A 23,122-nucleotide genomic window follows, 5' to 3' on the forward strand; every position below is an offset into this window, starting at 1 on the left:
GACTTCAATGACGCAGTGGTACTACGCCGACGCACGACGCGAGCGCCAGGGGCCGGTGGACACGGACACGCTTCGCGCGCGCCTGTCCGAGGGCCTGATCGATGCATCCAGCCTGGTCTGGCGCGAAGGCTTGCCGCAGTGGGTAACACTTGGCGAGGTCGCGGCCGAGCTGGGCGTCGCCACGGCCGTGCCACTGCCTCCTGCGCCGACCGCAGATGCGGACCTGGACGTTCCGCGCAGCGCGCCGCAGGCGACGGTTGACCCGTCCAGCGGCGCGGCGGACCGTACGCCCGCCGCAGCCACGCCATTTGCCGCCCCCACTGCAGACGCTGCGCCCGGGCAGACCGCCCCCGGCCTTGCCGATCAGCCTGCCGCGGTCGATCACCGGCAGCTTCCGGCGCGCGAGCACGCTGCCCCGGCAGATGCTGCACCGGTCGATCCAGTGGCCTGGGCCACCACGCCGGCAGACGCGGCCGCACCCCCGGCAGCCTCAAACCCGATCCTGACCACCACCGCGGACGTGCCGGCCACGCCTGCCCATGCCTCGCCACAAACATCCGCCGGCGTACCAGTTCCGGATGCCTGGGGCTCTGCCGCCGCGCCTGCAGCCACCGTTGCATTGGATGATGCCCCGGTCGTCTACGCCGGCCTGTGGCGGCGTGTGGCCGCCAGCATCCTGGACAGCCTGATCACCACCGTTGCGGTGTACCTGATCGTGATCCCGCTGGTGTTCGTCGTGGCGCTGGCAACCACCCGCGGCGATTCCGGCTCGGCGCTGGACGACGGCAGCGCGCTCGGCATCGCCATCCTGGTGCTGTCCTATGGCATCGGCCTGGCAATCCCGACGCTGTATTTCGCCTGGATGCAGTCCAGCCGGCACCAGGCCAGCCTGGGCAAGCTTGCCTGCGGCATCAAGCTGGTGCGCGCCGACAGCAACGGCGGCCGGGTCGGTTTCTGGCGCAATGTGCTGCGCTACCTGGCCTACATGCTGATCAGCGTGCTCACCCTGGGCATCGGCGCGATCGTGGCGGCATTCATGGCCGGCATGACCGCGCGCAAGCAGGCCCCGCACGACAAGGTCTGCGACACCCTGGTGGTGGACCGCTGGGCGTTCACCGATCAGCCTGAGCGGCAATCCAGGGGCCTGGACACGGTCACCATCGTGGTCCTGGCCATCTATGCGGTGCTGCTGGTGTTCTCGGTCGTGGTGCTGGCCTTCCTGCTGGCCGCCATCGGAATGAGCCAGAACTAGCAGTTCGCGACACTGGCCGCTTGACACGGCGGCGTCCGCCGTGATCTTTCTAATAAGAGAACTGAACGCCCGGGCTCGTTTCCCGGGCGTTGACCTGTGGGAAACAGCCGATCTGCTTCCCTCCACCGGCCAATTAGGCCACGCTACCCGCCCCCCGGGCCCTGCCCAAAGAATTCGCCACCATGCCCAAGCACCTGCTCATCGTCGAATCGCCTGCCAAGGCCAAGACGATCAATAAATACCTCGGCAAGGACTTCACCGTCCTGGCCTCGTATGGGCACGTGCGCGATCTCGTCCCCAAGGAGGGCGCGGTCGATCCGGACAATGGCTTTGCGATGCGCTACGACCTGATCGAGAAGAACGAGAAGCATGTCGAAGCCATTGCGCGCGCGGCCAAGAGCGCCGACGACATCTATCTGGCCACCGACCCGGACCGCGAGGGCGAGGCGATCAGCTGGCACATCGCCGAGATCCTGAAAGAGCGCGGGCTGCTCAAGGACAAGACGATGCAGCGGGTGGTGTTCACCGAGATCACCCCGCGCGCGATCAAGGAAGCCATGCTCAAGCCGCGCGCGATCGCGGCCGATCTGGTCGATGCGCAGCAGGCCCGCCGCGCGCTCGACTATCTGGTCGGCTTCAACCTGTCGCCGGTGCTGTGGCGCAAGGTGCAGCGCGGGCTGTCGGCCGGCCGCGTGCAGTCGCCGGCGCTGCGCATGATCGTCGAGCGCGAGGAGGAGATCGAAGCCTTCATCGCGCGCGAATACTGGTCCATCGATGCGCATTGCCGGCATCCGTCGCAGCCGTTCAATGCGCGCCTGATCAAGCTGGACGGGCAGAAGTTCGAGCAGTTCACCGTCACCGACGGCGATACCGCCGAAGCGGCGCGGCTGCGCATCCAGCAGGCCGCCCAAGGCGTGCTGCATGTCACCGATGTGGCCAGCAAGGAGCGCAAGCGTCGCCCTGCCCCGCCATTCACCACCTCCACGCTGCAGCAGGAAGCCTCGCGCAAGCTCGGTTTCACCACCCGCAAGACCATGCAGGTGGCGCAGAAACTGTACGAAGGCGTGGCGCTGGGCGACGAAGGCTCGGTCGGCCTGATCAGCTATATGCGTACCGACTCGGTGAACCTGTCGCAGGACGCGCTGGCGGAAATCCGCGATGTGATCGCGCGCGATTTCGGCACCGCCTCGTTGCCGGACCAGCCCAACGCCTACACCACCAAGTCCAAGAACGCACAGGAAGCGCATGAGGCGGTGCGTCCGACCTCGGCGCTGCGCACCCCGGCGCAGGTGGCGCGCTTTTTGTCCGACGACGAGCGTCGCCTGTACGAGTTGATCTGGCGCCGCGCCGTGGCCTGCCAGATGATCCCGGCCACGCTCAACACCGTCAGCGTCGATCTGTCGGCCGGCAGCGCGCACGTGTTCCGCGCCAGCGGCACCACCGTGGTGGTGGCGGGCTTCCTGGCGGTCTACGAAGAAGGCAAGGACACCAAGAGCAGCGAGGACGAGGACGAAGGCCGCAAGCTGCCGCTGATGAAGGCCGGCGACAACATCCCGCTGGACCGCATCGTCACCGACCAGCACTTCACCCAACCGCCGCCGCGCTTCACCGAAGCGGCGCTGGTCAAGGCGCTGGAGGAATACGGCATCGGCCGGCCGTCCACCTACGCCTCGATCATCCAGACCCTGCAGTTCCGCAAGTACGTGGAAATGGAAGGCCGCAGCTTCCGCCCCACCGACGTGGGCCGTGCGGTGTCCAAGTTCCTGTCCGGGCATTTCACCCGCTACGTGGATTACGACTTCACCGCCAAGCTCGAGGACGACCTGGATGCGGTCTCGCGTGGCGAGGAAGACTGGATCCCGTTGATGGAGAAGTTCTGGGGCCCGTTCAAGGAACTGGTCGAGGACAAGAAGGATTCGCTGGACAAGACCGACGCCGGCAGCGTGCGCGTGCTGGGCACCGACCCGGTCAGCGGCAAGGAAGTCAGCGCGCGCATCGGCCGGTTCGGCCCGATGGTGCAGATCGGCACCGTCGAAGACGAGGAAAAGCCCACCTTCGCCTCGCTGCGGCCGGGCCAGAGCATCTATTCGATCTCCATCGAGGACGCGCTGGAACTGTTCAAGATGCCGCGCGCGCTGGGCCAGGACAAGGACCAGGACGTCAGCGTCGGCATCGGCCGGTTCGGCCCGTTTGCGCGCCGCGGCAGCGTGTATGCCTCGCTGAAGAAGGAAGACGACCCGTACACCATCGACCTGGCGCGCGCGGTGTTCCTGATCGAGGAGAAGGAAGAGATCGCACGCAACCGCGTGATCAAGGACTTCGAAGGCAGCGACATCCAGGTGCTCAACGGCCGCTTTGGCCCGTACATCAGCGATGGCAAGCTCAATGGCAAGATCCCCAAGGATCGCGAGCCGTCCTCGCTGACGTTGGAGGAGGTGCAGCAGCTGCTGGCCGACACCGGCAAGCCGGTACGCAAGGGCTTCGGCGCCAAGAAGGCCACGCTCAAGAAGAACGCGGTGAAGGATTCGGCCAAGCAGGCCAAGGATGCCGCAGCAAAAGACGCTGCAGCCAAGAAGACCGCGGTGAAGAAAGCGGCCACCAAGACCGCTGCGAAGAAGGCGCCCGCCAAGAAGACTGCGACCAAGAAAGCGACCAAGCGCGTGGTCAAGAAAACTGCGAGCAAGGCGGCAGGCTGAGGCAGCGCATGGATCACACGCTGAGCCTGGACAGCGCCGTTGCCACCCTGCGAAAGGGCGGCGTGATCGCCTACCCGACCGAGGCGGTCTGGGGGCTGGGCTGCGACCCGGCGCAGCAGGCAGCCGTGCTGCGGCTGCTGGAGATCAAGCGTCGCCCGGTCGACAAGGGGGTGATCGTGGTGGCGTCCGGCATCGAGGTGCTGCGCGACTGGGTGGACATCGACGCGCTGGAACCGGCACGCCGGGATGAGGTGCTGGCCAGCTGGCCGGGCCCGCACACCTGGATCCTGCCGATCACCACCCGGGCGCCGCACTGGGTCACCGGCACGCACGACGGGCTGGCGGTGCGCATCAGCGCGCATCCGGTGGTCGCCGCGCTCTGCGCGGCCTGGGGCGGCCCGTTGGTCTCCACCAGCGCCAACCTGGCCGGCGAACCACCCGCGCGCAGCCGGCAGGCGCTGGACCCGGCCCTGCTGGCCAGCATCGACGGGGTGACGGATGGTGCCGTGGGCGCGTTGGCGCAACCGACCCAGATCCGCGATGGCCGCAGCGGGCAGATCCTGCGCGACTGAGCGGCCGCCACCTGCCGCCCGTCGGCGCGCTTGCCTGGACACCGCCTCCCCCCTTTGCCCATAGCCGGGCAGACGCGCACACTGCGGCCATGCGTACCGTCCTGACCCTTCTGTTGCTGGCCACCGCGCTGCCTGTGTCGGCAGCCAGTACCGCCAGCAAACCGGATCCGAATGTACGGATCTACCGCTGCGTCAGCAGCACCGGCACCGTCGCCCTGCAGGATGCGCCGTGCAGCGGCGGACGCCAGCAGGTGCTGGACCTGCAGCGCCCGCAGGATCCGCCACCGCAACCGCAGCGCGCCGTCGCCACCCCGGCCGCCGCCGCGACGCAGCCACCGCGCGAGGTGCGCATCATCACCGTGCAGCCGCCGCAGCCGATGTACGAGTGCACCACCGAAGATGGCAACCGCTATACCAGCGACAGCCCGGAGGGCAATCCGCGCTGGGTGCCGACCTGGGGCCCGGCCTATGTGGGCAATGGCATTGCCCCGCCGGTCAACGGCGGCGGCATCCAGCGTCCGCCGATCTCGGTCAGCCCGCGCCCGGCGGCCGCGGTGCAGGGAGGCACCGGACGCGGTGGAAGCCTGCGCGGCAGCGCAAGCTTCGGCGGCGGCTACCACGGCGGTTACAACGGCGGCGGCTACGGCGGCACGGTGATCGTGCCGTACGGCAATGTGCAGATCCGCGACGAATGCCATGCCCTGCCCGAACAGGAAGTCTGCGCGCGCCTGGCCGATCGTCGCTGGGAACTGATCCGCCGCTACAACAACGCCCTGCAGAGCGAGCGCCAGGATCTGAGCCGCGAACAGCGTGGCATCGAAGCGCGCCAGCAACGCGATTGCGGCGGCGCATGAGGCGCTGGCCGTGGCTGGCACTGCTGGCGAGTGCCTCGTTGGCCGGCGCGCAGGAAGTGGCGATCTACCGTTGCACCGATCCGGCCGGCGCGCTCACCGTGCAGAACATGCCATGCCCGAAAGGCATGCAGCAGCAGAAAAGACTGATGACGGCACCGGCCGCGGTACCGTTGACGCAAGGCGGATCGGGCGCCGCATCGCCGGCACGCACGGCGCCGGCTGCGCCGCCGCGGACCATGCCTCCGACCGATGTCCCCGCTGCCGCCCCGGCCGCAGCGACGGCACCGCCGGCGGCGACACCAGCTGCCGCAACCTCGACATCGACGTTGCCACCGCCGCCCCTGTTCGAATGCACCGCACACGACAACGGGCGCTATTTCACCGAAGACCGCGAGCCGGCCACGCGCTGCCTGCCGATGCAGACCACCAACCTGGCCGGCGGTCCGGCGACCGGCGGCGGCAGCGCCTGCGAAGTGGTCACCGACCGCTGCGCGCCGGTGCCGGACCAGCGCCTGTGCGAGGCCTGGCGCCAGCGTGCCGAGCAGGCCGAATCGACCTGGCGTTTCTCCGACGAGGCGCAATCGGCCGAGCGCAAGCAACGCTACCTGCAGATGCGCCGGGTACTGGACGAAAGCCGCTGCGCGACTGCGTCCGCAACGCCGTGATGCTGCGACCGGCGATGATGGTGCAACCGGTGTTGCAGCGCATGGCAACCAGTGCGCAGACGCTGCGCTTGCCGGGCTGAAGGGAGCACAGCAAGGACAACAGCGACGGCTTCGGCATGGCGACATCTCTCCTTGAACGTTGCAGAAGCGATGCCGCCGCGCAGTGCAACGACACCNGACAACAGCGACGGCTTCGGCATGGCGACATCTCTCCTTGAACGTTGCAGAAGCGATGCCGCCGCGCAGTGCAACGACACCGGATGCAGCGCCCCTCGCCGCGATTCGCCGATGGTTATACCGCCTGCGCTGCCGCCTGACTCGCACGCAGGCGCAGCGGACAAACACCGGAGAGCGTGCGCAGCGACGGCTCGGCGCACGCCTGCGCATCGTCCGATGTCACGCGCAGGCACTGTCCGGGTGACCACGCACGCAGGCGTGTCAGAACCCGTAGCGCAGGAAGCCGCCATCCACCGCGATGCATTCGCCGGTGATGTAACTGGCGGCCGGCAGGCAGAGGAAGCCGACGGCGGCGGCGACTTCTTCCGGTTCGCCAATGCGGCGCATCGGAGTGCGTTCGATCACCTGCTCGTAGTAATCGGGGTCCGACAACGGCCCGGAGGTGCGACGGGTGCGGATGTACCACGGCGCCACCGCGTTGACGCGGATGCCGTCCTCGGCCCATTCCACCGCCAGGTTGCGGGTCATCTGCTGCAACGCGGCCTTGGTCATGCCGTAGGGCGCACCGCTGCGCACATGGGTGATGCCGGAGACGCTGCCGACATTGACGATTGCCGAGGCCGCGTGGCGGGTCAGCAGCGGATGCGCATACCGCGACAACTCGAAGGCGGCGAACACATTGGTTTCGAAGATGCCGCGCCATTGGTCCTCGGTGTAATCGATCGCCGCACGGGTGATGTTGCCGCCGGCGTTGTTGATCAGCAGATGCAGGCCATCGGCGTGGTCTTCCACCCAGTCCAGGATCGCGCGCCGCTCTTCATCGTCGGCCACATCGGCGGCCAGCCCATGCAGCTCGCGCTCGGGAAATTCCTCGGCCAACTCGTCGCGTGCCTGCGCCAGGGCATCGGCATCGCGCGCCACCATCAGCAGATCCGCGCCGAAGGCCAGCAATTCGCGCGCGATGGCAAAGCCGATGCCGGCGCTGGCACCGGTGATGAGCGCGGTCTGTCCATCCAGCCGCCAACGATGGGTTGTCACGTGGGTGATCCTCTTTCAAGACGCCGGAAACGGCCACCGCAGCGCAGTTGACGCGCAACGATGGCCCCGGCGTTAGGATACCGCCACCCCGAGCGAGGTCACGACGATGAAACGGCATTGGATTCCTGCCACCAGCCTGATGCTGCTGCTGGGCGCCTGTCAGCGACCGCAACCTGCACCCACCGAGCAGAAGCCCGAGCCGCAGGCCACCGCCCTGCGCGACCACATCCAGCAGCCGTTGAGCGAGGCGCATGCAATGCAGGCAGCAAGCGATCAGGCCGCAGACGGTCAACGCAAGGCGATCGATGCGGCCACGCAGTAACCGAAGCCTGCTGTCCGACACGCGCGCGTTCCGGTCCCAGCAGCAATGCACGTGCGCGCATGCGATTGCGCGCAAGGCGCGCACTGCCTCTGTGCGCACGGCCAACACGCATGCGTTCGATCGTCCCATGGCTGACTGCCCTTGATCGTGGCGCCATGCGTTCTGCCATCCAATTTGCGTCGTTGGCGCGCCCGCATCGCGGCATCGCCTGAGCGCTGATACAACAACGCCGGCACAAGGCCGGCGTTGTCGATCCATCACGTTGCGAACCTGCCGCGTCAGAACCCGCAGAAGCAGTACGCCAGCGACTTGACCGGGGTGCCGCCCGCCTTGCTGTCGTGCACGGCGTCTTCGACGAAGCGCAGCTGCGTGTCCACTTCCGGCAGCGAGCGTGCTAGCAATGCACGTGCCATGCCCGAATCGCCCAGCATCCAGGCACCCATGCGGCTGCCGGCAAAGCCGCTCATGAACTGCGAGAACGGCGTAGCCGGCTTTTCCACGTAGCGCACGCGGAACTTGCCGCGGCTCAGCTTGGCGCGGTTGGCCGCATCGGCCACCGCTTCGGACATGCCGCCGAACGCGTCCACCAGGCCATGCTGCCTGGCCTGCGCACCGCTCCACACACGGCCGCGTGCGACCTTGTCGATGGCGTCCACCGACTGGTGACGCGCCTGCGCCACCTTGCCGGTGAAGTCGGCGTAGCCCTTGTTGATCACCGCCTGGATCACCTGGCCGGCGGCCGGGTCCAGCGGACGGGTGATGTCGAAGGCGCCGGCAAACCGCGTGGTGCCCACGCCATCGGTGTGCACGCCGATCTTGTCCAGCGCGCGGGTCAGGTTGGGCACCATGCCGAAGATGCCGATCGAGCCGCTGATGGTCGACGGGTCGGCATAGATGCGATCGGCGTTCATGCTGATCCAGTAGCCGCCCGAGGCGGCCAGATCGCCCATCGACACCACCACCGGCTTGCCGGACTGCTTGAGCGCGACCACCTCGCGGCGGATCTGCTCGGAGGCAAACACCTCGCCGCCGGGCGAATCCACGCGCAGCACCACCGCCTTGACCTCGTCGTCGTCGCGCGCCTGGCGCAGCAACGCGGCGGTGGACTCGCCACCGATGCGGCCGGCCGGCTGCTCGCCGCCGCTGATCTCGCCGGCGGCCACCACCACGGCCACCTGCGGGCGGCTGTCCATCGCCGAACGCTGCGCCTGCAGCTGGCTCAGATAGTCGTTGAAACCGATGTTGCGGAAGCCGCTGTCGGCATCGCTGTCGGCCACGCCGCGCTTGGTCAGCAGCGCATCGACTTCCTCGCGGGTCTTGAGCCCGTCGACCAGCTTCTGCTGCAGCGCGAACTTGGCCAGGTCGCCACCGGCGGCGGTCACGCCCTCGGGCAGGGTGTCGATCCCGGCAGTCAGCTGCGCCGGGCTGAGCTTGCGCGCGGTGCCGACATCGGCCAGGTAGCGCTGCCAGACGTCGTTCATCCAGAACAGGTCCGCTTCCTTGGCGTCGGCCGACGCGGCATCGAGGATGTACGGCTCGGCGGCGGACTTGTACTCGCCCACGCGGAACAGATGCACGTCCACGCCGAGCTTGTCCTGCAGGCCTTCGCGGAAGTACTGCCGGTAACGGCCAAGTCCTTCCAGCAGCACGCTGCCCATCGGGTCGAGATAGACCTCGTTGGCCTGCGCGGCCAGCAGGTACTGGCCCTGGCTCATGCTCTCGCTGAAGGCGACGATCTGCTTGCCGGAGGCGCGCAGCTTCTGCAGCGCCGCGGCCACTTCGCGCTGCGAGGCGAAGCCGGCGGGCTGGAACTTGTCCAGGTTCAACACCACCCGCTCGATCTTGCGGTCCTTGCCGGCCGCCTCGATCACCCGCACCAGGTCGCGCAGCTGCACTTCCTCGGCGCTCTTGTCGCCGACCGCCTTGGCCAGCGAGCGGCTCACCGGATCGGCGCTGAACTGCTCGACCAGCGTGCCCTCGGGGTTGATCACCAGGGTGGTGCGCTCGGCCAGCGGCTTGGTGCCGTCGCCCCGCGCGATCGCCACCACGAACAGCAGCAGCACCAGGAACAGGAAACCGAAGAACACCAGGTTGAAGATCAGGCGCCGGGTGAAATTCATCACATCCCACAGGCCGACGAAGAAACTGGCGATGGGACTGCGACGCACGGGGTGGTTCATGGAAAACTCCGTCAAAAGACGCTGTATGCAATTCAATGGTGTCCAGCATACCGGCTGCGTGGCGCGCGCGGCATGCGCTGGAAGTCAGGGGGTCGTGCCGGCAGTCAGTCGCCGGCCGGTCTGCCGGAAGCGCACGCCCATCAGGACCGACGCCACGGTCAGGCCCAGAATCAGACCGATCCACATGCCTTGCGGCCCCCAGCCCAGCCCCAGGCCGAGCCCGGCGCCGATCGGCATGCCGACACCCCAGTACGAGAACATCGCCAGGAACATCGGCACGCGGGTGTCCTTGAGGCCGCGCAGCGCGCCGCTGGACAGCACCTGGATGCCATCGGGAAACTGGAACGTGGCGGCAAACAGCAGCAGCACCGAGGCCAGCGCCGCCACCGCCACGTCATCGGTATAGACGCTCACGATGGCATCGTGGCCCAGCAACAGCACGCTGGCCGACAAGGCCTGGGTGCCCAGCACGATGGCGTAGCCGGCCAAGGCCGCGCGCCGCATGCCGAGCGGATCGCCGCGCCCGACCGCATGCCCGACCCGCACGGTGGTGGCCTCGGCCACGCCCATCGGAATCATGAAGCATAGCTGCGCGACGTTGATCGCAATCTGGTGCGCGGCCGCTTCGGTGGAGCCGAGCCGGCCGATCAACAGGGCGGTGACGATGAACAGGCCGCCCTCCATCAGCACGGTGATGCCGATCGGCAGACCGGTGCGCAACAGGTCGCCGATCGCACGCCAGCGCGGCCCCTCGAGATGGGCGAACAACTGCAGATGCGCAAAGCGGCGCGAGCGCCACAGATACAGCGCAAACACGCTGGCCTGCACCCACATGGTGATCGCCGAGGCCATGCCCAGGCCTTGCGCACCGTGCTCGGCGAAGCCGAACTTGCCATAGGTCAGCGCATAGCCCAGCGGCGCCAGCACCAGCAGGCCGCCAAAGCCCAGCAGCATGGTCGGCAGGGTCCAGTGCATGCCCTCGCTGAGGTAGCGCATGCAGAAGTAGAACGTCAGCGCCGGCCCGCCCCAGCGCACCGCGTGCAGGAAGTCGGTCGCGCCCGGCACGATATCCGGCGCAATCCCGAAGGTGGGCAGCAGCGGCGGCACCGCGCTCAGGAACGCGAACATCACCGCACCCAGTCCCAGCGACAGCCACAGGGCCTGGCGGAACAGCGGGCCGATCTCGTGCTCGCGGCCGGCACCGCGCAGCTGCGAGACCGAGGCGGTCAACGAGATCAGCGTGCCGATCGGCACCAGCATCGGCAGCCATAGCAGCGAGGTGCCGATGGTGACCGCCGCCAGCGTGGCGGTGCCGTGGTGGCCGGCGATGACGTTGTCAACGAACCCGATCAGGCCGGTGGAGACGTGGCCGAGCACCAGCGGCAATGCGAGCAGGCCGGTGGTGCGCACTTCCGCGGCGAAGCGCGGCGTCGCGGAGGTGGGTGCAGGAGAGACAGACATGACAACCGATCGCTGCGCGGACTACGGCCGTGCCGGGAGGCGCTGGCACCGGGTCGCGTGGGGCCGCCATCTTACCCGGACTTGCGACACGGGCAGCTGCTGTCGTCGGCAGGATCACGCCTCGCCGGGAACGCGCGGGGCGGCCGATGCGCCCCGTCAGGCGGCCGTGGTGGCCGGTCCACGGGCCCGGAGCCTGGGCCCGAGCGGATCGCTGTCCTTGTCGTGACGATCGCCACCTGGCAACTGCACTGCCGAAGATGGCCGCCTTGCATGCCCTCCGCGCCGTGTCCGGCCTCGGTGCGTGGCATCGAGGATGGACACCGAGGACACGTGGAGACGCCGCCAGCGCGGGGGCCGGTGCGCCGGCGCCGTCCCGCCGCTGCCGCTTAGCGCGCCAGCTGGCGCTTCAACCAGGCGCTGCGCGTGGCCGGCGCCTGCGCAAGCAGGGCATCGCGCAGGGCATCGCGCTCCTGCGGCGGCGTGCGTTGTGCCAGCATCGCCAGCTGCTCCAGCTGCCCGGCATCCAGGCTGCGCAGCGCCGCCAGCAGCGTGTCGCGCTGCGCTGGCGGCACATAGCCGATCAAGGGCTGCAACTGCGGATAGAACGCGCCCAGTTGCGAACCCAGGCGCCAGCCATCGCGATGCAGGCGATCCATCGCGGTGAACTGTGTGCGCAGCGCGCGCTGCTGGTCGTCGGGCAGGCCATGCAGACGCTCGCGTGCCTGCCGCACCACCACCCGGTCGGTGGCGGTAAGCCCTTTCCAGGCGACATAGCGGGCGCGCAGCTCGGCCCGCTGCGCAGGCGTCAAGGCGTCCCAGCGCGCACGTTGCTGCGCGGCGCTCGGAGTTGCGGCAGTGGACAGTGCGGGCGTCGGCAGGCCGGATTGCACGCTCGCATTGCCTTCCTGCAACGGCGCCGGCAGGGTTTGCGCCGCGGCCACGCCGACCGCGGCCAGCAGCAGCAGGCCACACCCGTTAATTCTCGTCATCGACGGTCTCCAGGCCGGCGGCAGGCGGGTCGGCGGCGGTGGCATGCGCGCCGGATTCGTCGGCCGGCACCGGATGGCCGGCCGCGTACCAGGCGTAGAAATCGGCCGAACGCGCCAGCTCCAGGTCCGGGTCGGCCAGCATCGCCTGGTCGCGCGGATCCAGGCCGGGGCTTGCCACCGCGTCCGGCAGGTCGGCGGCGGGCAGGTCTTCCACCAGCACCGGCGCGGCATCGGTGACGTGCAGCACGCCGGCCGGGGCCTGCGAGACCGGCTCGGGCGGCAGCGCCGGCCGGCGATGCGTCCACCACCAGCCCAGCGCCGCGAGCAGCAGCACCAATGCCAGCACCGCCAGCACGATGCCGGCGTGGCGGCGGTCGATCCGCGGCCACTGCCATTGACGTGCAACCCGCACCCGTGGGGCCGCCGGGCGCCGCGCCTCGGCGGCGGCAGCCACGGGCGCGGCCGCGGCAGGCTGCAACGGCATGCCGGCCAGGGCCGACTCGCGCAGCTGTGCCAGCCGGCTCACCTGCGCCGGCCCGAGGTCGCGCAACTCCCGCTGCGCCGCCTCGGCCAGCACCCGCCAGGCCTGCGCATCCGGGTTGCCGGCCGCATCGCGCGGGCAGGCACGGGCCAGTGACTGCCGGTAGGCCGCCACCTCGATGCCTTGCACCTCGCTGGCGGGTTCTTCTTCCAGCCCGGCCACGATCCGCAGCAGCAGCGCCAGGCGGTCGGCGGTCTGCATCCGCCCCAGGGCGGTGAACGGAGGCAACCAGGTCCCCGGCATGGGCTCGCGCCGTAGCGGCGGAGCGGTTGCCAGCAGGCTCCAGAAGCGCATCGGCCAGCCGGCCATCGGGCGACCCGTCGCCTGGCTGCTGAACGCCCGCAACGCGGCCGCCAGCGCCCGTTCGGCGGCCGCGCCATCGCCACATTGCAGCTGTGCGAGCACCAGAGCCCGGCGTTCGACACCGCGCAGGAACGCTGACAACGCGGCAGGGGTGACGGGGGCGTCGGGAACTACGGTCATGGGAACTCCAGCATCGGCCGGCATGATACCGACGCAATCGTCCCTCGCCGATGGCTTGACAGATCGACCCGGCTGCGTTGCGCCCTGGCGCCACCGACCGCTCTCACCCGCGCAGGTTGTGCACAGCGGCGGGCATACCGATACGCGGCCGTCTGTCAACTGCTGGTTTTTCTTTGTTGCATTCGTGTTTCACGCATAAGTGATTGATCCTTATGGATTTAAGACGTTTGGCTAAAAAATGTCCAACAGGTTGCAGAGGCTAGTGAATCCGCCTTCACAGCGTGGAGCAGGAGACTAATTCACAGGCTTATCCACAGGCAGTGTGGATAAACCCGTTTCCTTAACCCTCACATGGGTTTACGTCGGATTTATCACTTCCGTCACACAAACGCGGCGTAAGCCCCTGTGCGAATCCGGGGACGCGCGGCCGGCGTCTGCCGGGGACTGGACAGGGTCGGTAGACTGGCCGGATGTCCTCGACCGTCGCCACCCTGCGCGTCGCCCTGCCGGTGCCGCTGCCCCAATTGTTCGACTATCTGCCCCCGGCCGAGGCCCCGCTGACCGACCCGGCGCGGGTCGGCTGCCGGGTGCGGGTGCCGTTCGGGCCACGCGAGCTGGTCGGGGTGGTGGTGGAGATCGGGCAGTTGGCCTCTGCCGAGGGGCTGCGCGCGGCGCTGGCCTGGTGCGACGCCGCCCCGCTGCTGGTCGAGGAGCTGGCCCGCTCGCTGCAATGGCTGGCGCGCTACACCCATGCCCCGCTGGGCGAGGCCCAGTCCAGTGCCCTGCCCGGCCCGCTGCGCCGCGGCGAGCCGCTGGCCGACACCCATGCCTGGGCCTGGCAACTGACCGAGGCCGGGCGCACCGGCGCCGCCAGCCTGCGCGCCGGCAGCCGCCCAGCCCTGCTGGCCGCCCTGCTGCTGCCCGGCGCGCTGGGCGAAGAACAGCTGGATCCGTTGCTGCCGCAATGGCGGCAGGCCGCACGCAGCCTGGCCAAGCGCGACTACGCCGCGCGCGTGGCGGTGCCGGCCGACAGCATCCCGCCCCGCCCCGGCAGCGGGCCGCAGCTCAACGACGAACAGCAGGCCGCCGCCGACGCCATCCGTACGCAACGCGGTTTTGTCACCTATCTGCTCGACGGCGTTACCGGCAGCGGCAAGACCGAGGTCTATCTGCAGGCAATTGGCGACTGCCTGGCGGCCGGTCGCCAGGCACTGGTGCTGGTGCCGGAGATCGGCCTGACCCCGCAGACACTGGGCCGCTTCCGCGCCCGCCTGGGCGTGCCGGTGCACGCGCTGCATTCGGGCCTGTCCGATGGCGAGCGCGCGCGGGTGTGGGCGGCGGCCTGGCGCGGCGAAGCCAAGCTGATCGTCGGCACGCGCTCGGCGGTGTTCACCCCGCTGCCCAATGCCGGGCTGATCGTGATCGACGAAGAACACGACGGCAGCTACAAGCAGCAGGACGGCATCCGCTATCACGCCCGCGACTTTGCGCTGGTGCGCGGCAAGGCGCTGGATGTGCCGGTGATCCTGGGCAGCGCCACGCCATCGCTGGAAAGCCTGCACAACGCCTATTCCGGTCGCTACCGGCATCTGCGCCTGTCGCGCCGGGCCGGCGAGGCGCGTCCGCCGCGCGTGCGCGTGCTCGACGTGCGCAAGCGCCCGCTCAAGGACGGCCTGTCGCCGGAAGTGCTGGCCGGCATCGGCGCCACCCTGGCGCGCGGCGAGCAGGTGCTGGTGTTCAAGAACCGCCGCGGCTATGCGCCGGTGCTGCTCTGCCACGACTGCGGCTGGACCGCCGCCTGCCAGCGCTGCAGCACGCCGCTGCACCAGACCCCGATGACCGTGCACGCCGGCGGGCGGCGCCTGCAATGCCACCACTGCGGCGCGCGCCAGCCGGCACCGCTGGCCTGCCCGGCCTGCGCCAGCCTGGCGCTGCAGCCGCAAGGCATCGGCACCGAGCGACTGGAAGAACGCCTGACCGAGGCGTTCCCGGACTTTCCGGTGGTGCGCATCGACCGCAGCACCACCCAGCGCCGCGACGCGCTGGAAACCCAGCTGGCGCGCCTGGGCAGCGCCGCCGGCATCCTGGTCGGCACCCAGATCCTGGCCAAGGGCCACGACCTGCCACGACTGACCATGGTGGTGGTGGTCGGCATTGATGAGGGACTGTTCTCGGCCGACTTCCGTGCCGCCGAGAAACTCTCCCAGCAGCTGATCCAGGTGGCCGGACGCGCCGGGCGCGCCGACCGTCCCGGCGAGGTCTGGCTGCAGACCCACCACCCCGAACACCCCTTGCTGCAGACCCTGGTCAACGGCGGCTACCACGCCTTCGCCGATGCCGAACTGCAGCAGCGCGAGGCCGCGGGATTTCCGCCGTTCGCGCATCTGGCGCTGTTCCGCGCCGAAGCCAAGGACGTGGCGGCGGCCAACCAGTTCCTGCTGGCAGTGCGTGGCCTGACCACGGCGGACAGCACCGCGCCATCGCCCGCGTTTGCTGCAGTGGAATGCTACGGCCCGATGCCGGCACCGATGCCGCGCCGCGCCGGTTTCCAGCGCACCCAGTTGCTGTTGTCCGCGCAACAGCGTTCGGCCCTGCATCGTCTGCTCGACGCGCAGCTGCCGGCGATCCATGCGCTGCCGCAGGCGCGGCGCGTGCGCTGGTCGCTGGATGTGGATCCGATCGATCTGTACTAGTACCGGCGTATCGCGCAAGCGGCGCTGCAGTTTTGTAGGAGCGCACCCGGGCGCGACGCGGCGTTACCGGCAATGCCGTCGCGCCCAGGTGCGCTCCTACACACAACGCGAAGCCAGCGAGCCGCACGGTGGGCTCATGCATTGTAGGAGCGCGCTTGCGCGCGATGTGGCGTTACAGGGAATGCCCCTCGCGCCCAGGTGCGCTCCTACACACAACGCGAGGCCAGCGAGCCGCGCGGTNCTTGCGCGCGATGTGGCGTTACAGGGAATGCCCCTCGCGCCCAGGTGCGCTCCTACACACAACGCGAGGCCAGCGAGCCGCGCGGTGAGCTCATGCGTTGTAGGAGCGCGCTTGCGCGCGATGTGGCGTTACCGGGAAGTCCCCTCGCGCCCAGGTGCGCTCCTACACACAACGCGAGGCCAGCGAGCCGCGCGGTGAGCTCATGCATTGTAGGAGCGCGCTTGCGCGCGATGNCCCCTCGCGCCCAGGTGCGCTCCTACACACAACGCGAGGCCAGCGAGCCGCGCGGTGAGCTCATGCATTGTAGGAGCGCGCTTGCGCGCGATGTGGCGTTACCGGGAACGCCCCCTCGCGCCCGGGTGCGCTCCTACAGACAACGCGAAGCCAGCGAGCCGCGCGGTGGGCTCATGCATTGTAGGAGCGCGCTTGCGCGCGATGTGGCGTTACCGGGAAGTCCCCTCACGCCCGGGTGCGCTCCTACAGACAACGCGAAGCCAGCGAGCCGCGCAGTGGGATCGTGCGTTGTAGGAGCGCGCTTGCGCGCGATGTGGCGTTACCGGGAAGTCCCCTCGCGCCCGGGTGCGCTCCTACACACAACGCGAGGCCAGCGAGCCACGCGGTGGGCTCATGCATTGTAGGAGCGCGCTTGCGCGCGATGTGGCGTTNCGCCCGGGTGCGCTCCTACACACAACGCGAGGCCAGCGAGCCACGCGGTGGGCTCATGCATTGTAGGAGCGCGCTTGCGCGCGATGTGGCGTTGCCGGGAACGCCCCTCACGCCCGGGTGCGCTCCTACAGACAACGCGAAGCCAGCGAGCCGCGCGGTGGGCTCGTGCGTTGTAGGAGCGCGCTTGCGCGCGATGTGGCGTTATCGGGAATGCCCCTCGCGCCCGGGTGCGCTCCTACGCACAGGCCCGACACTCAGGTCAGCGCGGTCATCACGCCACGCTGGTAGGCGGGCCGCGCGCGCAGGCGCCGGTACCACGCCTGAAGATGCGGCAGCGCGGGGCGCTCGATCGGCATTTCGAACCAGGCGTAGATGAAGCTGCCGAGCGGGATATCGCCCATCGCAAACTGTGCGCCGGACAGATACGGCTGCTGCGCCAGGGCCGCATCGGCGCGTGCCAGCAGTTCGCCCGAGCGCGTCAGCGCCGCGGCGATGCGCGCAGGATCGCGCTCGGGTTCCGGTGTGCGCAGCACGCCCCAGAACAGGTCGCGAAACACGCCGGCAAACGTCGAGGTGGTCCAGTCCATCCAGCGATCGCCCAGCGCGCGTTCGGCCGGTGCCTGCGGATACAGGGCCGGCGCATAGCGCGCGGCCAGATAGCGCACGATCGCGTTGGACTCCCACAGCACCAAGGCGCCATCCTGCAGCGTCGGCACCAGCCCGTTGGGATTCAACGCGCGATAGGCGGGCGTGTCGTTACGACCAAACGCACCGCCGACTTCGATCGAGGTATACGACAGCCCGGCTTCCTCCGCGCACCACAGCACCTTGCGCACATTGGTGGAGTTACGCCTTCCCCATAGCGTGATCGCGGCGTCTCCCGCAGCCGGTGGCGTTGCAGCCTCCGCCATCGTCATTTCCCCGCTGCCGGCTTGGGCGTGGTGCGCGCCGGGCGCTTTGTGGAAGTCGCCCGCGTGGCGGCGGCCGCTGGCTGCGCTGTTTTCGCCCACCCGCCCTTGGGCGCATCGCGCACCCACAGGGCCTGCTCGTCCTGCTTGATCTCGAACAGGCCGATCGCGCGCACCAGGTCGCTGAGTTTGCGATAGCCGTAATTGCGTGGGTCGAACGAGGCCTGGTTGGCCACCTGCTTGCCCACCGCACCCAGATGCGCCCAGCCATCGTCTTCGCAGGCACTGTCGATCGCATTGCGCAGCATCTGCACCAGCCGGGTATCGCCGCGCAGCGCGGTAGCGTCCTTGCGGCCGGCGGCGGTGTCGCTGGCCGCTGCCGCCTGCTCGCCCAGTGCTTCGACATAGGTGAACTTGGAACAGGCATTGACGAACGGCGCCGGGGTTTTCTTCTCGCCGAAGCCATACACCTTCATGCCATCGGTGAGCAGCCGCATCACCAGCGGAGTGAAATCCGCATCGCTGGAGACGATCGCAAAGCCATCCAGGTTGCGCGCATACAACAGGTCCATCGCATCGATCACCATCGCCATGTCCGAGGCGTTCTTGCCCGAGCTGTAGGCAAATTGCTGGATCGGGCGAATCGCATATTCGTGCAGCGCCGCTTCCCAATTTTTCAGGTGCGGGCTCTTCCAGTTGCCGTAGGCGCGGCGCACGTTGGCCACGCCATAGCGCGCCACTTCGGCCAGCACCACGTCGATCTTGCCGGCCGGCGCGTTGTCGGCATCGATCAGCAGGGCGATGCGTTTGTCGGGATTGTCGATCATGGTGATTCCTCGAAGGTGTCGGCAGGGTCGGTGTCGCTTGCGGTGTCGCTTGCGTCGTCTGTTCCGGTGTCGTCGGCATCGGCCGATGGCAACGTATATTCGCTGCCATCGTGCAGGGTCAGCACGCCATCGCTCAGGATCTCGCGCTCGGCCCCGCCGCTGACCCAGGTGGCATGCACGCGGCCGCGGCCGCGATCGCCCTCCACGGTGAACACGAAATCGTCGGCGCCCGGCGCCAGACCGGTGCGCACCAGATCCACCCGCATCGTGTGGATCCGGCCGATCCGTTCCTGCACCACGGCATCGTCCTGCAGCGCGGCGCGTGCCTGATCGGCAAACAGCGACCAGCCAAAGACGATCAGCCAACCCAGCGCGCCCAGCACCACCATGCCGATCAGCACCACGCAGGCCGCCAGCCCGATCAGGCCGATCGTGACGCCACTGACCTGCCTTCCAGGCGTCCGTGCGGCAGCCGCTGCCATCGCGGGCGAAGGAGGTGGTGGTGGCAACGGTGGCGGTAATGCCGGCATGCGGTCACCAGATCGACGGGATGCGACATGATGCCGCAGGCGGGCCGCCTTCAGGCGTCATGTTCATTGCCGATGCGGCATGCTGATGCGCCCGCGTCATATTCCATCAGACCTGACGATGACTACTTCCCCCTCCCAAGCTCCGCTGCACCTGGTCGTGGTCGGTGGCGGTTTTGCCGGCTTATGGGCCACCCGCGCGCTCGCTGATCCCGGCATCCGCATCACCCTGATCGACCGCCAGAACCACCATTTGTTCCAGCCGCTGCTGTATCAGGTCGCCACCGCCGGCCTGTCGGCACCGGATATCGCCGCGCCGCTGCGCCACATCCTGCGCGAGCAGCGCAATGTCGAAGTGCTGCTCGGCGACGTCGCCGAAATCGCCCCGGCCCGCCGCGAAGTGGTGCTCGCCGACGGCAGCACGCTCGGCTACGACATGCTGCTGCTGGCTACCGGCGCCACCCATGCCTACTTCGGCAACGATCAATGGGCCGAGCATGCGCCCGGCCTGAAGACGCTGTACGACGCGCTGGTGTTGCGGCGCAAGTTGCTGCTCGCCTTCGAGCGTGCCGAAGCCGAATCCGACCCGGCCGCACGCGCGGCCTGGCTGAGTTTTGCCGTGGTCGGCGGCGGCCCGACCGGTGTCGAGCTGGCCGGCACGCTGGCCGAAATCGCCCGCCACACGCTCAAGAACGAATTCCGTCATATCGACCCGCGACAGGCACGCGTGCGCCTGGTCGAAGCCGGCCCACGCGTGCTGCCCTCGTTCCCGCAGGATCTCACCGACAAGGCGCGCAAGCAGCTCGAGCGTCTGGGCGTCGACGTGCACACCGGCACGCCGGTCACGCATATCGATGCGCTCGGCTACCAGCTCGGCGACACCTTCGTGCCTGCACGCACGGTGGTGTGGGCCGCCGGCGTGGCCGCATCGCCGCTGGCGCGCACGCTCGGCGTGCCGCTGGACCGCGCCGGCCGCGTGCTGGTGCAGCCGGACCTGAGCGTGCCTGGCCATCCGGAGATCTTTGTCGGCGGCGACCTGGCCTCGGTCCAGCAGGACGGCCGCCCGGTGCCGGGCGTGGCACCGGCGGCCAAGCAGATGGGCAAGCACATCGCCAAGGCGATCCGCGCCCGCCATCGCGGCCAGTCCGCGCCGGCCTTCCGCTATCAGGACTACGGCAACCTGGCCACCATCGGCCGCATGGCCGCCATCGTGCATGTCGGCAAGCTCAAGCTCTCCGGCATCGTGGCCTGGTGGTTCTGGCTGGCCGCGCACGTGTACTTCCTGATCGGCTTCCGCAACCGCTTCGTGGTGCTGGTGAACTGGGCGATGGCGTACTGGAGCTACCAGCGTGCCGCGCGCATCATCTTCGGCGGCGCCACCGACGACCCGCCGCCCAGCAGCAAGGACGGATGACAGCGCCGCAGGCCGTACGCGATGCTGTGCGGCCTGATGCGACGGTTCGATCGTGACTACCCTCCTGTTCCTGCTGGATCTGCTCGGCACCTTCGTGTTCGCTCTCAGCGGCGCCACCGTGGCGGTGCGCAACCGCCTGGATCTGTTCGGCGTGCTGGTGCTGTCCTGCGCGGCGGCGGTGTCCGGCGGCATCGTGCGCGATGTGCTGATCGGCGCCACCCCGCCAGCGGCGCTGGTGCATCCGCAGTACCTGCTGGTCGCCTGCCTGGCCGGCGTGGCCGGTTTCTACTGGCATGCGGCGGTGGAACGGCTGCGCAACCCGGTGCAGCTGTTCGACGCGGCCGGGCTGGCGCTGTTTGCGGTCTACGGCACCAGCAAGGCACTCGACTACCAGCTCAGCCCGCTCAGCGCGACCCTGCTGGGCATGCTCAGCGGCATCGGCGGCGGCATCGCCCGCGATCTGCTGGTGGCGCGCACGCCGGTGGTGCTGCAGGCGGAGTTGTATGCGGTGGCCGCGCTGGCCGGCGGCGGCCTGGTCGCGATCGGGCACGTGCTTGAGGTGCCGCAGGCCTGGTCGCTGGCGACCGGCGCGCTGGTGTGTTTCGGGCTGCGTTTCATGGCCATCCGCTACGGCTGGCACCTGCCGGTGGCGCGCCTGCCGGAGTAGCGCGGGCGGCCGCAGCGCGGTCGATCATCGGCGAACGACCACGACGAACAACCACGCGTCTTCGGACTGGACGCAGCACCGGCACCCCACATGCAAACGGCCCGGAAAACCGGGCCGTTTGTGCAACACCTGCAGCATGATCGACGATCAGGCCACGAACAGTGCCTTCATCTTCTTCAGCGCATTCGCCTCGATCTGGCGGATACGCTCGGCCGACACGCCGTACTCGTCGGCCAGCTCCTGCAGCGTCACCTTGGAGTCGGAGTCCAGCCAGCGACGCTTGACGATGTCGCGCGAGCGCGTATCCAGACCGGCCATGCCCTCGCGCAGCAGCTGCAGCTGATTGTCTTCGCTGTCGTGACGCTCGTAGGCCTGCGACGGATCTTCGTCGTTGGCCACCAGGTAGCTCACCGGCGACGGCGGGCCGTGATCGTCGTCTTCGTCGGACGAGGCGTCGAAGCCGATATCGCGACCGGACAGGCGCGACTCCATCTCCATCACTTCACGCTCGGAGACGTTCAGGTCCTTGGCGACGGCCGTCACTTCGGAGGCATTGAGCCAGCCCAGGCGGGTCTTGGACTTGCGCAGGTTGAAGAACAGCTTGCGCTGCGCCTTGGTCGTGGCGACCTTGACGATGCGCCAGTTCTTCAGGATGAACTCGTGCATTTCGGCACGGATCCAGTGCACCGCGAAGCTGACCAGGCGCACGCCCATTTCCGGGTCGAAGCGCTTGACCGCCTTCATCAGGCCGATATTGCCTTCCTGGATCAGGTCGCCCAGCGGCAGGCCGTAGCCGTTGTAGCCGCGAGCGACGTGCACCACGAAGCGCAGGTGGGAATGGACCAGCTCGCGCGCGGCGTCCAGATCCAGCTCGTCACGGAAGCGACGGGCAAGATTCTGTTCCTCATCGACCGACAGCACCGGGATCTGGTGCACGGCACCGATGTAGGCGTCCAGCGAACCGAGCGCACTGGGGATCGGGAGATTGTTTGCCACAAGGGCAGTCGAGGTGATCTGGTTCATAGGGCACCATCTTAGCAGTCGAACTATTGGACTGCCGGGTACAGGAAGAGTTCCCAGCGTTCCATTTATAGGACGTTCGGGGTTTTTGCATCGCCGGCGTTCTACGGCATATCTCCCGAATTTGGACACTTACGCTACCACCGCCGCCCTGCGCAGGCCGTGACAGACACGTCGCGAAATGGAACGGCGCCAGCGCCGTTCAGCCGCTGGCCGAAGTGGTGTCCAGCGCGTTACGCGGCGGCAGCGACCAGTCGATCGGGCCGAGCCCACGCCGCTGCAGATGCTCGTTGGTCCTGGAGAAATGCTGGCAGCCCAGGAAGCCGCGATGCGCCGACAACGGCGACGGATGCGGGGCCTTGAACACGCGATGGCGCGCCTGGTCGATGACCTTGCCCTTGGACTGCGCATAGCTGCCCCAGAGCAGGAACACCAGGCCTTCGCGCTCGCGGTTGAGGGTCTCCACGACATGGTCGGTGAAGCCCTCCCACCCCTTGTTCTGGTGCGCGCCGGCGCGGCCCTGCTCCACCGTCAGCACCGCATTGAGCAGCAGCACGCCCTGGCGTGCCCACGGCATCAGGTAGCCATGGTCCGGCCGCGCGATGCCCAGGTCGCCCTGGAGTTCCTTGTAGATATTGAGCAGCGACGGCGGCACCGGCACGTCGGGCAGCACCGAAAAGCACAGCCCGTGTGCCTGGCCTTCGCCGTGATACGGGTCCTGGCCCAGGATCACCACCTTGACCTGCTCGAACGGGGTGGCGTCGAAGGCCGCAAAGATCTGCGGACCCGGCGGGAACACCCGCGCCCCGGCCGCCTTGCGCTGGCGCAGGAATGCGGACAGTTCCTGCATCTCCGGGCGCAGCAGCCAGTCGCCCACCCGCGCCTTCCACGACGGTTCCAGCTGGATGCGCGCTTCGCCTTCAGCCACG

General features: G+C 68.7%; 19 protein-coding genes. 9 read left to right on the forward strand and 10 right to left on the reverse strand.

Annotation, left to right across the window (positions count from 1 at the left end; translation table 11 throughout):
- The first annotated feature begins 7 nt into the window (after positions 1-7).
- The 5 genes from C0541_RS18595 (at position 8) to C0541_RS18615 (ending at position 6,039) form a co-directional block, all read left to right on the forward strand.
- A complete protein-coding gene (locus tag C0541_RS18595) occupies positions 8-1,252 on the forward strand; it encodes an RDD family protein (protein ID WP_115050841.1) in 1,245 nt (414 codons plus the stop codon).
- 182 nt (positions 1,253-1,434) lie between these two features.
- On the forward strand, positions 1,435-3,948 hold the full coding sequence (locus tag C0541_RS18600) for a DNA topoisomerase I (protein ID WP_115050843.1): 2,514 nt from the start codon (positions 1,435-1,437) through the stop codon (positions 3,946-3,948).
- A gap of 8 nt (positions 3,949-3,956) precedes the next feature.
- Positions 3,957-4,520 (forward strand): Sua5/YciO/YrdC/YwlC family protein, encoded by a 564-nt coding sequence (locus tag C0541_RS18605; RefSeq protein WP_115050845.1) that lies wholly within the window; start codon positions 3,957-3,959, stop codon positions 4,518-4,520.
- A gap of 89 nt (positions 4,521-4,609) precedes the next feature.
- Positions 4,610-5,374 carry a DUF4124 domain-containing protein gene (locus C0541_RS18610; RefSeq protein ID WP_115050847.1) on the forward strand — a complete coding sequence of 255 codons (765 nt, stop codon included), beginning with the start codon at positions 4,610-4,612 and terminating at the stop codon, positions 5,372-5,374.
- Positions 5,371-6,039, forward strand: a complete 669-nt coding sequence (locus C0541_RS18615; RefSeq protein ID WP_115050848.1) for a DUF4124 domain-containing protein — start codon at positions 5,371-5,373, stop codon at positions 6,037-6,039. The genes C0541_RS18610 and C0541_RS18615 overlap by 4 nt, the downstream gene beginning before the upstream one ends.
- Before the next feature lie 438 nt (positions 6,040-6,477).
- Here the strand turns inward: C0541_RS18615 and C0541_RS18620 are convergent, their stop codons facing one another.
- Positions 6,478-7,254 (reverse strand): SDR family oxidoreductase, encoded by a 777-nt coding sequence (locus tag C0541_RS18620; RefSeq protein WP_024938534.1) that lies wholly within the window; start codon positions 7,252-7,254, stop codon positions 6,478-6,480.
- Positions 7,255-7,360: 106 nt separating this feature from the next.
- On the opposite strand from C0541_RS18620, the gene C0541_RS18625 reads away from it, so the two are divergent.
- On the forward strand, positions 7,361-7,576 hold the full coding sequence (locus C0541_RS18625; RefSeq protein WP_115050851.1) for a hypothetical protein: 216 nt from the start codon (positions 7,361-7,363) through the stop codon (positions 7,574-7,576).
- Positions 7,577-7,854: 278 nt separating this feature from the next.
- On the opposite strand, the gene sppA is transcribed toward C0541_RS18625, so the two are convergent.
- From sppA to C0541_RS18645, 4 genes are all read right to left on the reverse strand, one after another.
- On the reverse strand, positions 7,855-9,756 hold the full coding sequence (gene sppA / locus C0541_RS18630) for a signal peptide peptidase SppA (RefSeq protein ID WP_115050853.1): 1,902 nt from the start codon (positions 9,754-9,756) through the stop codon (positions 7,855-7,857).
- Between the two features lie 84 nt (positions 9,757-9,840).
- On the reverse strand, positions 9,841-11,217 hold the full coding sequence (locus C0541_RS18635) for an MATE family efflux transporter (RefSeq protein ID WP_115050856.1): 1,377 nt from the start codon (positions 11,215-11,217) through the stop codon (positions 9,841-9,843).
- Between the two features lie 386 nt (positions 11,218-11,603).
- Positions 11,604-12,206: a DUF3106 domain-containing protein gene (locus tag C0541_RS18640; protein ID WP_115050859.1), complete on the reverse strand. Its 603-nt coding sequence runs from the start codon at positions 12,204-12,206 to the stop codon at positions 11,604-11,606.
- The gene (locus C0541_RS18645; protein WP_115050862.1) at positions 12,193-13,230 is read right to left on the reverse strand and encodes a hypothetical protein; all 1,038 of its coding nucleotides are present in this window, start codon (positions 13,228-13,230) and stop codon (positions 12,193-12,195) included. Before C0541_RS18645 ends, C0541_RS18640 begins: the two co-directional genes overlap by 14 nt.
- A 470-nt stretch (positions 13,231-13,700) precedes the next feature.
- On the opposite strand from C0541_RS18645, the gene C0541_RS18650 reads away from it, so the two are divergent.
- Positions 13,701-15,923 carry a primosomal protein N' gene (locus tag C0541_RS18650; protein WP_115050865.1) on the forward strand — a complete coding sequence of 741 codons (2,223 nt, stop codon included), beginning with the start codon at positions 13,701-13,703 and terminating at the stop codon, positions 15,921-15,923.
- A 1,161-nt stretch (positions 15,924-17,084) separates the two neighbouring features.
- On the opposite strand, the gene C0541_RS18655 is transcribed toward C0541_RS18650, so the two are convergent.
- From C0541_RS18655 to C0541_RS18665, 3 genes are read right to left on the reverse strand one after another with little or no spacing between them, the layout of a single operon-like run.
- Positions 17,085-17,747, reverse strand: a complete 663-nt coding sequence (locus tag C0541_RS18655) for a glutathione S-transferase family protein (RefSeq protein ID WP_115050868.1) — start codon at positions 17,745-17,747, stop codon at positions 17,085-17,087.
- A complete protein-coding gene (locus tag C0541_RS18660) occupies positions 17,744-18,571 on the reverse strand; it encodes an NYN domain-containing protein (protein WP_161960186.1) in 828 nt (275 codons plus the stop codon). The genes C0541_RS18655 and C0541_RS18660 overlap by 4 nt, the downstream gene beginning before the upstream one ends.
- Positions 18,562-19,095, reverse strand: coding sequence for a hypothetical protein (locus C0541_RS18665; protein ID WP_115050873.1), 534 nt, complete (start codon positions 19,093-19,095; stop codon positions 18,562-18,564). Before C0541_RS18665 ends, C0541_RS18660 begins: the two co-directional genes overlap by 10 nt.
- A 118-nt stretch (positions 19,096-19,213) precedes the next feature.
- On the opposite strand from C0541_RS18665, the gene C0541_RS18670 reads away from it, so the two are divergent.
- Together C0541_RS18670 and C0541_RS18675 are read left to right on the forward strand one after the other, a co-directional pair.
- Complete coding sequence (locus C0541_RS18670) at positions 19,214-20,506, forward strand: NAD(P)/FAD-dependent oxidoreductase (protein WP_115050876.1); 1,293 nt, start codon at positions 19,214-19,216, stop codon at positions 20,504-20,506.
- A 52-nt stretch (positions 20,507-20,558) separates the two neighbouring features.
- Positions 20,559-21,173, forward strand: a complete 615-nt coding sequence (locus C0541_RS18675; RefSeq protein WP_115050879.1) for a trimeric intracellular cation channel family protein — start codon at positions 20,559-20,561, stop codon at positions 21,171-21,173.
- Positions 21,174-21,320: 147 nt separating this feature from the next.
- Here the strand turns inward: C0541_RS18675 and rpoH are convergent, their stop codons facing one another.
- Both rpoH and ung read right to left on the reverse strand, forming a co-directional pair.
- Positions 21,321-22,196, reverse strand: coding sequence for an RNA polymerase sigma factor RpoH (gene rpoH / locus C0541_RS18680; RefSeq protein WP_024938885.1), 876 nt, complete (start codon positions 22,194-22,196; stop codon positions 21,321-21,323).
- A 199-nt stretch (positions 22,197-22,395) separates the two neighbouring features.
- Positions 22,396-23,121 (reverse strand): uracil-DNA glycosylase, encoded by a 726-nt coding sequence (gene ung, locus C0541_RS18685; protein WP_115051160.1) that lies wholly within the window; start codon positions 23,119-23,121, stop codon positions 22,396-22,398.
- Position 23,122: the final 1 nt, after the last annotated feature.

The organism is Xanthomonas arboricola (assembly GCF_003353015.1).
Classification (GTDB): domain Bacteria; phylum Pseudomonadota; class Gammaproteobacteria; order Xanthomonadales; family Xanthomonadaceae; genus Xanthomonas; species Xanthomonas arboricola_E.